The following is a 13747-nucleotide window of genomic DNA, read 5'->3' on the forward strand; positions in this document are numbered from 1 at the left end:
AAGGGAATGTCCGCGATGACCGATCCGACCATTGCCCGCATCGCTCTGGTGGACGACGACGATCTGTTCCGTGAGTCGCTCAGCCTCAACCTCGGCGACGAGGGCTACGAGGTCATCACCTTCGACCGCGGCGAACCGGCGCTCGATTTCTTCGCCGAGGGCGGATCGGTCGACATCGTCCTGCTGGACTGGCGCATGCCCAAGCTGGACGGCATCGACGTGCTGCGCCAGATGCGCGCCCGCGGCATCGCCACGCCGGTCATCTTCCTGACCGTGCTGTCCGACCAGATTTATGAAGAGGCGGCGCTGGCCGGCGGTGCGCTGGACTTCGTCGAGAAGTCGCGCAGCCTGTCGATCCTGCTGAAGCGCATGCGCCTGATCCTGGACGGCATCAAGGGCGACGGCGCCAAGGGCTCGGAGGACGGGGAGGCCGGCGGCAGCGCCACCAGCCACCGCCTGGGCGAGCTGGAGCTGCGCCTGGACAACAGCCGCGCCTTCTGGAAGGGCAAGCGCATCGACCTGACGCTGACCGAGTTCAACATCGTCAAGCTGATGTCGACCCGCCCGGAGGAGGACGTCTCCTACCGCGAGATCTACGACCTCGTCCACGGCAAGGGCTTTGTCGCCGGCTACGGCCCGTCGGGCTACCGCGCCAACGTCCGCGCCTTCATCAAGCGCATCCGCCAGAAATTCCGGTCGGTCGACGCCAGCTTCGCCTGCATCGAGAACTATCCGGGCTTCGGCTACCGCTGGGGCAAGGGTGAGAACGCGGCCAACCAGGGCCGTGACGAGGATGGTATGGGCGAGGATATGCTGATCGATGGCGCTGCTGCCGATTGACCTTGCGATGCGGGCGCCCCGACGGGCGTCCGCCCGCCTGCTCTGGCTCTGGCGCTCGATGGCGAGCCGCTTGGTGCTGCTCACCCTCGTCTTCGTCGCCGTGCCGGTCCTGCTCTACGACCAGTTCCAGCGGGCCGACGAGGCGTCTCAGCAGCTTTTGCTGAAAAGCGCCCAGCGCCAGGGCGAACTGATCGCCCGCGCGCTGGAGCCCGAACTGCTGGGCGTCGACCGCACGGCCCTTCCCAGCCTGAGCATCGCCCTTGCCCGCTACGGCGACGACCGCACGCGGCTGAAGCTGCTGGTGCGCCCGCGGGTGGCGGCCAGCGCGTCCGGCGCCAAGGCCGGTCCGGAGCCCTTCTTCTATGTCGCGGCGGCGCCCAGCCTGTCGACCGCCGACATCGACGCCGAACGGCGCCTGCTGCTCGAACAGGGCGTGCTGGACCGTCTGGGATCGAGCTGCGCCGGCAACGCGACGCTGGCGATGCGCGTTCCCCATGCCGAAGGCGGGGAGGAGGTGCTGTCCTCCATCACCCCGATCAAGACCAGCTTCGGCTGCTGGGCGCTGGTGACCAGCCACGCGACCGAAGCCTACATCTCCTCTTCCATCGGCCGCCCCTATTGGAGCACGCCTGCGGTGCAGGCCGCCGCGGCGATCTATCTGGCGATGGCCGCCCTGGTGCTGGCCGTGCTGGCCGGCATCTGGCGCAACCTGAACCGCTTCGGCGATCTGGCCCGCCGCATCGTCGGCGGCGAGGACGTGCCCGACCAGGAAAGCGGCAACGCTTCCTTCGCCGCCCGCAACACCGTGCCGGAACTGGCCGGCGTGGCCGAGGATTTCGACCGGCTGGTCTCCACCCTGCGCGACAGCGCCCAGTCGTTGCGCCGCGCGGCGGAGGACAACGCCCACGCCTTCAAGACGCCCATCGCCGTGATCCGCCAGTCGGTGGAACCGCTGCGCCGCGCCCTGCCGGCGGAGAACGCCCGCAGCCAGCGCGCCCTGACGATGATTGAGAAGTCGCTGGACAAGCTCGACGGCCTCGTCTCCTTCGCCCGCCGGATGGACGAGGCGGCGGCCGACCTGCTGGCCCCGGCACGGCGCCGCGTCGACCTGTCGTCGCTGGTGGAACGGATGGCCGGCGGCTACACCGGGCTCTTGGCCGAACGCCGCCTGCACATGCGCTCGCGCATCGATGCCGGGCTGGTGGTGCGGGCCAGCGAGGAGACGCTGGAGACCATCGTCGAGAATCTGGTGGAGAACGCCGTCAGCTTCTCGCCAGCCGACGGGACGGTCAGCGTCCGCCTGACCCGTGTCGCATCCTGCGCCGAGCTTGTGGTGGACGACGAGGGGCCGGGGGTCGATCCCGCCAATCTGGAACGCATCTTCGAGCGCTACTTCTCCCACCGCGAGCCCGGCCGCGGCATGCCGGAGGACGAGGCGGCGGCGCATCAGGCCGGGGCGGCGCATTTCGGCATCGGCCTGTGGATCGTCCGGCGCAACATCGAAGCCTTCGGTGGCCGTGTGCGCGCCGAAAACCGTCCGACCGGCGGCCTGCGCATGACGGTTACCCTGCCGCTGGCGGCCTGAAAGAATCCGCTGGCGGCAAACAGGCTTCGGAGCCGCATCGTTCCAACCGCTGCGGCTATGGTCCGGCATGGCTTGGCGCCAATTTTTCCGCTAGGATCGGGGCCGCCAGCCGAACAGCATTCCGAGCCGCCGATGGACCGCAGCCTCGATTCCACCGACATCAAGATCCTGCGCGAGTTGCAGGACGATGGACGCCTCAGCAATGTGGAACTGGCCCGCCGCATCAACCTCAGCCCGGCCGCCTGCCTGGAACGGGTGAAGCGCCTGCAATCCGAGGGCATCATCCAGCGCTACGTCGCGCTGCTCGACCCGCACCGGCTGGAGGCGGGGATGCTGGTCTTCGTCGAGGTGGTGCTGGACCGCACGACGCCGGACAATTTCGACGACTTCAAGGCCACCGTCCTGCGCATGCCGCAGATCATGGAATGCCATATGGTGGCGGGCGGCTTCGACTATCTGGTCAAGGCCCGCGTGCGCGACATGAACGAATACCGCCTGTTCCTGGGCGAACTGCTGTCCACCGCCCGCGGCGTGCGGGAAACCCACACCTACGCCGTGATGGAAGAGGTGAAGAGCGTCACCGCCATCCCGCTGGACGGGCTGTCCAACGGGCCGTTGCGCGGCTGAACGATCAGACGATATAGCTTTTTCCAAATTGCGTAATACTTTGGGATCGGTCCGCTTTTCCAGAGGCATTTTGCGACGGGCGATGCCATTCGATTTCGCTCCGACGGTGCGCCCGAACGCGAAATTTGTTCGCTTACCGACAAAATGATGCGGCATGCCGCTTGCAGCGCAAGCTCCGGTCCTGGAGGCCGACCGGTGCTTTCATGCTGTTGCTATCGGTTCGCCACCATGCCCGACCGACTTGTTCGAGGCTATGGCTGGAGCGGAACCGCGACATGCGCGTCAACACACCGATCACCGACCGAGAAGTTCATCTGACCGACGGGGTTCCTCTGGTGTCGCGCACCGACACCGGCGGGTGCATCACATTCGTGAACCGGGCCTTCGTCGAGATCAGTGGCTTTGATGAGCACGAGCTGATCGGCGCCCCGCACAACATTGTCCGCCACCCCCACATGCCGAAGGAGGCCTTCGCCGATCTGTGGGCGACGGCGAAGACGGGGCGGCCGTGGGAAGGGCTGGTAAAGAACCGGACCAAGAGCGGCGATTTCTATTGGGTACGCGCCAACGTCACGCCGGTGATGGAGGACGGTGCCATCACCGGCTATATCTCCATCCGCTCCAAGCCGTCGCGGGACGAGATCGCGGCGGCCGACAGGCTGTACGCGGAGATGCGCGACAGCCGGGCGGCTGTGGAGCTTCGCGGTGGCGGACTGTACCGGAAGGGGCCGCGTCGCTGGCTGGATGCTGCATGGACGAGCATGACCGGGCGGCTACTCGGTGCTTTCGTTCTGCTGATTGCGGCGATGATCTTCGTGGGCGGCTTGGGGCTGGAGGGCATGTCGGCATCGAACGACGCCCTGACGCGCGTGTACAGCCAACGTCTGGCTGCCGCCAGGATCAGCAACGAAATCCTGACCCGTATGGCGGACAACCGGCAGATCATAACCAGCCTGATCATCGAGGTGCGGGATGGCGGCCAGCCGGCGGCGATCAAGGATCTGCTGTCCCGGATCGAAGGCAACATCGCCGCCATCACGGCGGTCTGGGCCGAATACAGCGCCTTGCCGAAACTGCCCGAGGAACGGGTGTTGGCCGACCGTTTCTTCGAATTGCGCTCGAAATACGTGAAGGACGGACTGCGGCCGACGATGGAGCACATCAAGGACGGCGATTCGCTTGCGGTCGAACGGGATGTCCGGACGGTCGTCACGCCGCTGTTCACATCGGCCTTCGAAGCAAACCGTGACCTGCTGAACTTCCAGATGAAAAGCGCCGGGCAAGAGGTTTCGGAGGCGCAGAATGACTTCTCTGTTCGGTTCATGGAGACGGTGGCAATCGTTTCCGCTCTGGCGATCGCGTCCGGGCTGATCTCCTGGGGGCTGCTCATGACCTTCCGGAGACCGCTGAAATCTTTCGAAAAGACGTTTTCCCGCATTTCTCATGGAGATTTCGTCAGCCCGGCTGAAGCCATCGGCGTGCCGGAATTCCGGCGCGTGGCGTCGGAGCTGAACGCGATGAAGGCGAAGCTGGCCTATGGCATTCACGAGAAGCACGAGACCGAGCTGCGCCAGAAGGCGCTAACCCGCCAGGCCCTGCTGGAAACCTGCAAATCCATCGAAGGCGACCTTGACTCCACCTGGATGGGCGTGGAGCTGGCGAGCCGGCGGGCCGGCGACGGCATCGAGCACCTGATGGAGGCGCTGGGCGTGGTGCGCCAGAACACCGTGGTGGTGTCGGCCGCGTCGGAGCAGGCCAGTTCCAACGCCCAGTCGGTCGCCGCCGCGACGGAGGAACTGAATTCCTCCGGGCAGGAAATCGCCCGGCAGGCGGCGCGCTCCAGCGAGGTGGCGCGGCGTGCGGTGGACAGCGCCCGCGGCTCGGCCTCCGCCATCGGCCGGATGGAGATCGCGACGGAGGAGATCGCCAAGGTCGCCACCCTCATCAACGAGATCGCCGGCCAGACCAACCTGCTGGCGTTGAACGCCACCATCGAGGCGGCGAGGGCAGGGGAGGCCGGCAAGGGCTTCGCCGTCGTCGCCAGCGAGGTTAAGCAGCTCGCCAACCAGACCTCGCGTGCGACCGAGGACATCGCCCGCCAGATCGAACAGCTGAAGCATGCGGTCGGTGGCAGCGTCTCGGCCATACAGACCGTCATCTCGGTGATCGAGGAGATCGACGAGGCGGCCACCGCCACCGCCGCCGCGGTGGAGGAGCAGTCCGCCGCCAATGCGGAGATCGGGCGTAGCGCCACCAACTCCGCCGGCGGTGCCTCCCAGGTGTCGGGCAGCGTGCTGCAAATCCGCGATCAGACCGACGAGATCACCAGCATCGCCACCGACGTCACTCGCCGCATGACCGACACCCAGGGCGCGGTGGCCGACCTGAAGCGCCGGCTGGTCATCGCGCTGCGCCAGTCGGTGGCGGGTGACCGCCGCGTCTCCAACCGCATCCCCTGCGAGGAGCCGATCGCCATGACCGTGGCGGGCGACCGCCGCACCGTCACCATGCTGGACCTGTCGCTCGACGGGCTGCTGATCGACAGCAAGGGGGTGCCGGAGCTGCCCGAGCAGACGCGGCTGACCGTGACCCTGCGCGAGGTCGGCGATTTGCCGGCCATCGTCGCCGGAACCAGCGATCTCGGCCTGCATCTGGCCTTGGACGACCTCTCGGACGCCCAGGCCAGCCGTCTGGAAAGTGTCTACAACGCGATGGTCAAGGCCGATTCCGCCATCATCGCCACCGCGCAGGACGCCGCGGCGGCCCTGGGCAAGGCATTGGAGGGCGCGCTCGCCAGCGGCGGCATCGGCGAGGACGCCCTGTTCTCGACCGAGCTGTCCACCATTCCCGGCACGGAGCCTGAACAGTGCCTCGCCCCCTTCACCGACCTGACCGACCGCCTGTTCCCGGCGATCCAGGAGCCGGTGCTGGCCTCCAACCCGCGCATCCAGTTCTGTGCGGCGGTCAATGCCGTCGGCTATCTGCCGACCCACAACAGCCGCTATTCAGCCCCGCAGCGGCCGGGCGATGCCGCGTGGAACGCTGCTCACTGCCGCAACCGCCGGGTCTTCGCCGACCGCTCCGGCCTCGCCGCGGCACGCAACACCCGGTCGTTCCTGTTGCAGGCCTATCGCCGCGACATGGGCGGCGGCCAGATGGTCCGCCTGAAGGAGGTCGATGCGCCGATCATGGTGCGCGGCCGCCATTGGGGCAATCTGCGGCTGGCCTACATGCCCTGACGACTTATGGCTGCGGCTGCGCCGCCGGCACCAGCACGTCGGCGCAGATCGCCCGCACCACCTCGGCCCGGTCGGCCGCGGCGCCGGGGGCGAGCAGGCCCTGGCCGAAGGCGAAGGCGTAGAACAGGTAGGCGCGGGCGAAGGCCTGGTCGGCGGGCAGCCCGAGCGCCACGAACAGACCGGCGACGCTGTGCAGGCGTTCGCGGTCGACCTCGGCGATGACGCTTTCCGCCTCCGGCGCGCGCCGGGCCCAGTCGCGCACCGCCAGCTCGATTGCCATGCCGCGCGGCTTGCTGCCGCCATAGAGCGCCAGCATGTCGCGCAGCTGCTGCGCCGGTTCGCGCCCGTCCAGCCGGGTCTGTTCCTTGATCGCGGCGATGCGGCCCAGCTTCCAGCTGTCCAGCAGGGCGCTCATCAGCTCGGTGCGGTCGCGGAAATGCCAGTAGAAGCTGCCCTTGGTGACCTTCAGGGCCTTCGCCAGCACCTCCACCCGCACCTTGTCGACGCCGCCTTCGGCCAGCGCCGCGAAGGCAGCGGCCAGCCAGGATTCGCGGTTCTTCGTCTTGGATTCCATACCCGTCCTTCGCGCTCTTCCCGTTGCCGCAGCCGCAGTCCCGAACGCGTTCTATACCCGAAAAGGGTGGTCCGTGACTATTCGCCCTGCTGCATCTGGATCGCGTCGGACGCCCGGCCGCGGTAATGGATGTTGCCGTCGCCGTCCAGGAAGGCCCGGTCGCCGGTCAGATAATAGCGCCGGCCGTGGCGGAAGCGCTGGGCGGTGCGGTCCGGGTTGTTGGCGTAGGATTCGAACCAGAACAGCGGAGAGTGGTCGACGTCGATGGCGATCTCGCCGGCGCCGCCCACCGGCGCCTCCCGCCCGTCGGGGTCGAGGATGACGACGCGGAAGCCCGGCATCGGCCGGCCGAGCGAGCCGCTTGCCGGCTGGACCGCATCCGCGCCGTCCGGCCCTTCGGACTCGTGGCGGCCGATGCCGTCGGGATCGTACCGGTTCACGATGAAGATGCCGGTCTCGCGCTGGCCATACTGGTCGAGCAGGGGGACCTTCACCGTCCGGTTGGCCCAGGCGATCAAATCGGGCGGCAGCGGTTCGCCCACCACCGACAGGATGCGCAGGGCGAACTGGTGCGACACGCCGGGATCGGCGCCGTGCCAGGCGCGGATCTGCGACGGGGCGGCGGTCAGGTTGGTGACGCCGAACTTGGTCAGCATGCGGTAGCCCTGCCGCACGTCGTAGGGCCCGTCGCAGAAGATCGTCGTCCGTCCCAGCAGCAGCGGCCCGACCAGCCCGTAATAGGCGCCATAGGCCCAGCCGGGATCGGCCATGTTCCAGTAGATGTCGTCGTCGCGCAGATCGAGGCCGATGCGCATGTACTGCTCGATCCCCGACAGCGCCTTGACCGGCAGCGAGACGCCGAGCGGCGTCGGCTCCGACTCAGAGGTGTAGATCAGGGCGAAGGCGTCGCCCTCGCGGTAGTGCGCCACCTCGGCCAGCGGCGTGGCCTCGTGCAGCGACGACCAGAAGGGCACAGCGTCGGGACCGAAGGCCTCGTCGCCCTCCACCGTCACCACCGGGCGGGTGTTGTCGCGCGGCACCTTGCGGCGCAGGAAGCCGTTGGTGACGATGGCCCGCGCGTCGCTGTCGGCCAGCCGGTAGGCGACTGCCGAGGCGGTGTAGGTGGTGAACAGCGGCATGTAGACGCCGCCCAGCCGCCAGATCGCCAGCGCGGTGATCAGCAGTTCCGGCCCCTTCGGCAGCAGCACCGCCACCCGGTCGCCCGGTCCCACCCCCATGCCGGCCAGCACGGCGGCGAAGCGCGCCGAATCGCGGGCCAGCCGGGCGAAGCTCAGCTCCGTCGTCTGTCCGGCCACGCTTTCATGCAGCAGCGCTGCCCGCGCGCCGTCGGCGGCGCGGACATGGCGGTCGCACAGCAACGCCGCCAGCGCGATGGACTCGCCGCGGTATTCCGGCCGCAGGAAGGCCGAGGGCCTCACCGTCAGGACGGGCGGCGAGGGCTGCACGGTCACAGGTGCTGCGGCCTCCGGCGGCTGGGGCGGGGCAGGGGAAGGCGGCGAGCGGTGTCGCAGGGCCGCCAGATCGCCCAGCGCCACCAGATCGGGCCCCAGGTGATAGCGCTTGCTGCGGCCGTCCTGCTCGACCAGCCCGTCGCGCGCCAGCGCCATCAGAAGCCGGTGGGCGGTGGCCTTCGACAGCCCGACCCCGGTCATCAGGTCGGCCAGCCGTGCGCCGTCGGTTTCGGCGTCGGCGACCGCGCGCAGCAGCGCGATGGCGCGCTCCAGGCTCTGGGTGCCACCCGCCGCGCCCGGAGTGGAGGGGGAAGCGGCCGGGGTGGGGACGATGTCGGCGTGACTGCTCATGAGGTCCATCATATGGACCGTGCGACCGTCCATCGCAACAAAAAACATGCAATGACGGAATGTCAGTGTTGAAAACAGACCGCAGCCCGGTATATAGTGCGGAAGTTGCTCATGAAACGGTCCACAATATGGACCCCGCCGGCCGCCAAAGAGCCGGATCGTGACCCGAAGAAGCGGTACCAACAGCAACGGAGGAGGAAATGTCCGGCGCGCCCGTCGCACCACACCCCGGCCCTGGCCAAAATTCCCTTGGCCAAAAGTCGCCCACCACCCAGGCGGAGACCATCTTCGAGGCTCGGGGCGTCAATCTGCGCTTCGGGGGCGTCCATGCGCTGACCGACGTCAGTTTCGGCATCCGTAAGGGCGAGTTGTTCTCGATCATCGGTCCCAACGGGGCCGGCAAGACCTCGATGGTCAACTGCATCTCCGGCCGGTACCGTCCGACCGACGGCAAGGTCTATTTCAAGGGCCGCGACGTGACGGGGATGACCCCGAACCACCGCGCCGCGCTTGGCATCGGCCGCACCTTCCAGAACCTGGCGCTGTTCGGGCACATGACCGTGCTCGACAACATCATGGTCGGCCGCCATCACCTGCTGAAGAACAACTTCCTGACCGGGTCGCTCTACTGGCTGACCGGCGCCAGGAAGGAGGAACTGTCCCACCGCCGCGAGGTGGAGGAGATCATCGACTTCCTCGAAATCCAGCATGTGCGCAAGGCGACCGCCGGTACGCTGTCCTACGGTCTGCGCAAGCGGGTGGAACTGGCCCGCGCCATCGCGCTGAAGCCGGACCTGATCCTGCTGGACGAGCCGATGGCCGGCATGAACCTCGAAGAGAAGGAGGACATGGCCCGCTACATCGTCGACCTCAACGAGGAGTTCGGCATGACCGTGGTCATGATCGAACACGACATGGGCGTGGTCATGGACATCTCGCACCGGGTGATGGTGCTGGAATTCGGCAAGAAGATCGCCGAAGGCAAGCCGGAGGAGGTCCTGGCCGATCCCCGCGTCCGCCGCGCCTATCTGGGCGAGGACGACGAGGAAGAGGCGCCGGCGACGGCGGTCCAGCCGCGCAAGGAGGTTGCGTGATGTCCAGTACCGCTCTTCCCAATCCGGGTTTGCCCAATCCGGGTTTGCCCGATCTGGCCGTCAACGACACCCTGCCGAAGCTGCTGGCCCTGCACGCCCGCGAGCATGGCAGCGACATCGCCATGCGCGAGAAGGATTTCGGCATCTGGCGCACCTTCACCTGGAGCCAGGTCCATGCCCGTGTCCGCGCCTTCGCGCTGGGCATGACCAAGCTCGGCGTCGTGCCGGGCGAGGTGGTCGGGCTGCTCGGCGACAACCGTCCCGACTGGGTGATGGGCGAGATCGCCACCCACGCGGTGCGCGGCTACAGCCTGGGCATCTACCGCGACGCGCTGGACGAGGAGGTCGCCTACCTCATCACCTATGCCGACGTGAAGGTGGTGTTCGCCGAGGACGAGGAGCAGGTCGACAAGCTGCTGAACCTCGCCGAGCGGCTGCCGACGCTTCAGCACATCATTTATTCCGACCCGCGCGGCATGCGCAAATACCACGACCCCCGCCTGATGCCGGTCACCGATCTGGTGGCGATGGGCGAGGAACTGCATGCGCAGCAGCCGGACCTCTACGACCGCATGGTCGCGGCGACGAAGGGTGAGGAGGTCGCCATCCTCTGCACCACCTCGGGCACCACGTCGAACCCGAAGATGGCGATGCTGCCGGCCGGCCGGCTGATCCGCCATGTCGCCAGCTACCTGTCCGCCGATCCCAAGGGGCCGGAGGACGATTACGTCTCCGTTCTGCCGCTGTCCTGGATCATGGAGCAGGTCTATGCGGTCGGCATGGGCATGGTGTCGCGGATGCGCGTGAACTTCGTCGAGGAAGCCGAGACGATGATGCACGACTTCCGCGAGATCGGGCCGAGCTTCGTGCTGTTCGCCCCACGCCTGTGGGAGCAGATCGCCGCCGACGTGCGCGCCCGCATGATGGACGCCTCGCCCTTCAAGCAGAAGATGTACGATCTCGGCATGAAGCTGGGGCTGGAGGCTCTGGCGAAGGGGCAGCGCTCGGCGATGGCCGACGCCATCCTGTTCAAGGCGCTGCGCGACCGGCTGGGTTTCACCAACCTGAAATCGGCGGCGACCGGCGGCGCGGCGCTCGGCCCCGACACCTTCAAGTTCTTCCAGGCGCTGGGCGTGCCGCTGCGCCAGATCTACGGCCAGACCGAGACGATGGGCGCCTACACCGTCCATCGCGGCACCGACGTGGATTTCGACACGGTCGGCGTGCCGTTCGACGGCGGCATCGAGGTGAAGGTGATCGAGCCCGACCACAACGGCGTCGGCGAGATCGTCACCCGCCACCCCAACATGTTCGCCGGCTATTACCGGAACGAGAAGGCGACCGTCGCCGACATGCGCGACGGCTGGATGCACACGGGTGACGCCGGCTTCTTCGACAAGAAGGGTCATCTGGTCATCATCGACCGCATCAAGGACATCGCCACTACCGCCCAGGGCGACCGCTTCAGCCCGCAATACATCGAGAACAAGCTGAAGTTCAGCCCTTACGTGGCCGAGGCGGTGATCCTGGGCGACAAGCGCGATTATCTGTCGGCGATCATCTGCATCCGCTTCCCCATTGTGTCGAAGTGGGCGGAGAAGAACCGCATCGCCTTCACCACATATTCCGACCTGTCGTCGAAGCAGGAGGTCTACGACCTGTTGCGGGCAGAGGTGGAGCGGGTGAACCAGACGCTGCCGGAGTACCAGCGCATCTCGAAGTTCCTGCTGCTCTACAAGGAGCTGGACGCCGACGACGGCGAGCTGACCCGCACCCGCAAGGTGCGCCGCGGCGTCATCGGCGAGAAGTACGGCACCATCATCGACAGCATCTATACCGGCCAGCCGAAGATCGACGTGGACACCACGATTGCCTTCCAGGACGGCACCAAGCAGCGCATCCGCACCACCCTGACCGTCATCGACCTGCTGCCGCCGAAGGGCGCGCAGCGGCAGGCCGCCTGAGGGGAAACGCCATGACCCTTCTGTTTCAGCTTCTCGTCAACGGCCTGATCGTCGGCGCGCTGTATGGCGTGGTCGCCATGTCCTTCGTGCTGATCTACAAGGCCAGCCGCATCGTCAACTTCGCGCAGGGCGAATTCCTGCTGATCGGCGCCTGGACCTGCTGGTGGCTGCTGACCCACTGGCAGCTGCCCTTCTGGATCGGCTTCCCGATCACGCTGGCCTTCATGCTGGCCTTCGGCGTCATCCTGCAGATCGTCGTGCTGCGGCCGATGATCGGCGAGCCGATCATCTCCGTCATCATGGTGACGATCGGCCTGTCCATCGTCTTCCAGGCGGCGATGAAGTGGATGTTCGGCGTCTTCGCCAAACCCTTCCCGCAGATCTTCGCCAGCCCCACCGTCAACCTATTCGGGCTGGAGGTGCAGACCGTCTACGTCATGTCGCTGCTCATCTCGATCCTGATCATGGCGGGCTTCGGCTGGTTCTTCAAATACTCGCGGACCGGTCTCGCCATGCGGGCCACCGCCTTCGACCAGCAGGTGGCGCAGTCGCTGGGCATCTCGGTCCGCCACATGTTCGCGATGAGCTGGGCGATCTCCGCCATGGTGTCGGCGGTGGCCGGCGTCACGGTGGGCGTAGTCAACGGCGTGTCGTCGGCCCTGTCCTTCTTCGGCATCAAGGTGTTCCCGGCGGTGATCCTCGGCGGGCTGGACAGCGTCATCGGCGCTGTGGTCGGCGGGCTGATCGTCGGCGTGCTGGAGAACATGGCGCACTACCTGGACAGCCAGTGGCTGAACTGGGGCAACATGTACGAGATCGCACCCTTCTACGTCCTGATCGCCATCCTGATGATCAAGCCCTACGGCCTGTTCGGCACCAAAGACATCGAGCGCGTGTGAGGCCCCCATGGCATCCGTCAGCATCATCCCGAGCGGCGATTACAAGACGTCCTACGGGTCCGACACCACCATCTTCCCGACCAGAACCAGCCGCAACTTCGCGATCCTGGGCGTGGTCCTGCTGCTGGCCTGTCCGGCCTTCATGGACCGCTACTGGCTCAGCCTGCTGATCCAGATCAGCTATCTCGGCATCGCCGCGCTCGGCCTGAACATCCTGGTCGGCTTCACCGGCCAGATCTCCATCGGCCATTCCGCCTTCTTCGGCTTCGGCGCCTTCGCCTCGGCCTGGCTCAGCAACAGCGTCGGCGTCCCGGTGGCGCTGGCCATTCCCCTGGCGGGCGTAATCACCACGCTGGTCGGGCTCCTGTTCGGCATGCCGGCGGCGCGGCTGAAGGGGCTGTATCTCGCCATCGCCACGCTGGCGGCGCAGTACATCCTGCAGGACTTCTTCGCACGGGCCGACTGGTTCACCGGCGGCACCGCCGGCACCATCGCCGAGCCGCTGACCATCTTCGGCTTCGCCTTCGACACCGACGAGCGCTTCTTCTACGTCGCGCTGGTGGCGCTGGTGGTGATGTACATCCTCGCCACCAACCTGATGCGGACCCGCGACGGCCGTGCCCTGGTGGCGGTGCGCGACCATTATCTCTCCGCCGAGATCATGGGCATCAACCTGACGAAGTACCGGACGATGTCCTTCGGCATCTCCGCCTTCTATGCCGGCATCGGCGGCGCCCTCTATGCCCACTACCTCCAGTTCGTGTCGGTCGAGGGCTTCACCATCCTCTTCTCGATCCAGTTCCTGGGCATGATCATCATCGGCGGGCTGGGCTCGATCATGGGCACGCTGATGGGCACCGCCTTCATGGTCTTCCTGCCCGAAGCGATGCAGGCGCTGACCAAGCTGGTGAGCGGCACCGCGCTCGATACCGCGCTGAACCTGAAGGACAACATCGCCTTCCTGCGCGAGATGTCCATCGGCCTCGTCATCATCCTGTTCCTGGTGTTCGAGCCCGACGGGCTGGCCCACCGCTGGAAGCAGATCAAGGCCTACTGGAAGCTCTATCCCTTCTCGCACTGATGCGTACGCTTTTGCCGATCA

Annotated in this window: 10 protein-coding genes; 8 read left to right on the forward strand and 2 right to left on the reverse strand. The window is 66.9% G+C overall.

What is annotated here, in order from left to right:
• The first annotated feature begins 15 nt into the window (after nt 1–15).
• From ABNQ38_RS32945 to ABNQ38_RS32960, 4 genes are all read left to right on the forward strand, one after another.
• On the forward strand, nt 16–840 hold the full coding sequence (locus ABNQ38_RS32945) for a response regulator transcription factor (protein ID WP_377810486.1): 825 nt from the start codon (nt 16–18) through the stop codon (nt 838–840).
• Complete coding sequence (locus tag ABNQ38_RS32950; RefSeq protein WP_377810487.1) at nt 821–2425, forward strand: sensor histidine kinase; 1605 nt, start codon at nt 821–823, stop codon at nt 2423–2425. The genes ABNQ38_RS32945 and ABNQ38_RS32950 overlap by 20 nt, the downstream gene beginning before the upstream one ends.
• Before the next feature lie 132 nt (nt 2426–2557).
• Entirely contained in the window at nt 2558–3052 is a 495-nt protein-coding gene (locus ABNQ38_RS32955; protein WP_098737064.1) for an Lrp/AsnC ligand binding domain-containing protein, read from the forward strand.
• Nucleotides 3053–3327: 275 nt separating this feature from the next.
• Nucleotides 3328–6291: a methyl-accepting chemotaxis protein gene (locus ABNQ38_RS32960; RefSeq protein ID WP_377810488.1), complete on the forward strand. Its 2964-nt coding sequence runs from the start codon at nt 3328–3330 to the stop codon at nt 6289–6291.
• Nucleotides 6292–6295: 4 nt separating this feature from the next.
• Here ABNQ38_RS32960 and ABNQ38_RS32965 read toward each other — a convergent pair whose 3' ends face one another.
• Together ABNQ38_RS32965 and ABNQ38_RS32970 are read right to left on the reverse strand one after the other, a co-directional pair.
• A complete protein-coding gene (locus ABNQ38_RS32965; protein WP_377810489.1) occupies nt 6296–6865 on the reverse strand; it encodes a TetR/AcrR family transcriptional regulator in 570 nt (189 codons plus the stop codon).
• Between the two features lie 77 nt (nt 6866–6942).
• Nucleotides 6943–8688: an AMP-binding protein gene (locus ABNQ38_RS32970; RefSeq protein WP_377810490.1), complete on the reverse strand. Its 1746-nt coding sequence runs from the start codon at nt 8686–8688 to the stop codon at nt 6943–6945.
• Between the two features lie 200 nt (nt 8689–8888).
• Here ABNQ38_RS32970 and ABNQ38_RS32975 point away from each other — a divergent pair, with 200 nt between their 5' ends.
• From ABNQ38_RS32975 to ABNQ38_RS32990, 4 genes are read left to right on the forward strand one after another with little or no spacing between them, the layout of a single operon-like run.
• A complete protein-coding gene (locus ABNQ38_RS32975; RefSeq protein ID WP_204561907.1) occupies nt 8889–9782 on the forward strand; it encodes an ABC transporter ATP-binding protein in 894 nt (297 codons plus the stop codon).
• Nucleotides 9782–11746 (forward strand): long-chain fatty acid--CoA ligase, encoded by a 1965-nt coding sequence (locus ABNQ38_RS32980; protein WP_377810491.1) that lies wholly within the window; start codon nt 9782–9784, stop codon nt 11744–11746. Before ABNQ38_RS32975 ends, ABNQ38_RS32980 begins: the two co-directional genes overlap by 1 nt.
• Nucleotides 11747–11757: 11 nt before the next feature.
• Nucleotides 11758–12645, forward strand: coding sequence for a branched-chain amino acid ABC transporter permease (locus tag ABNQ38_RS32985; RefSeq protein ID WP_109051444.1), 888 nt, complete (start codon nt 11758–11760; stop codon nt 12643–12645).
• 7 nt (nt 12646–12652) lie between these two features.
• Complete coding sequence (locus ABNQ38_RS32990; protein WP_109447554.1) at nt 12653–13726, forward strand: branched-chain amino acid ABC transporter permease; 1074 nt, start codon at nt 12653–12655, stop codon at nt 13724–13726.
• Nucleotides 13727–13747 lie beyond the last annotated feature (21 nt).

It is taken from the genome of Azospirillum sp. A29 (genome assembly GCF_042604625.1).
Classification (GTDB): Bacteria; Pseudomonadota; Alphaproteobacteria; order Azospirillales; family Azospirillaceae; genus Azospirillum; species Azospirillum palustre.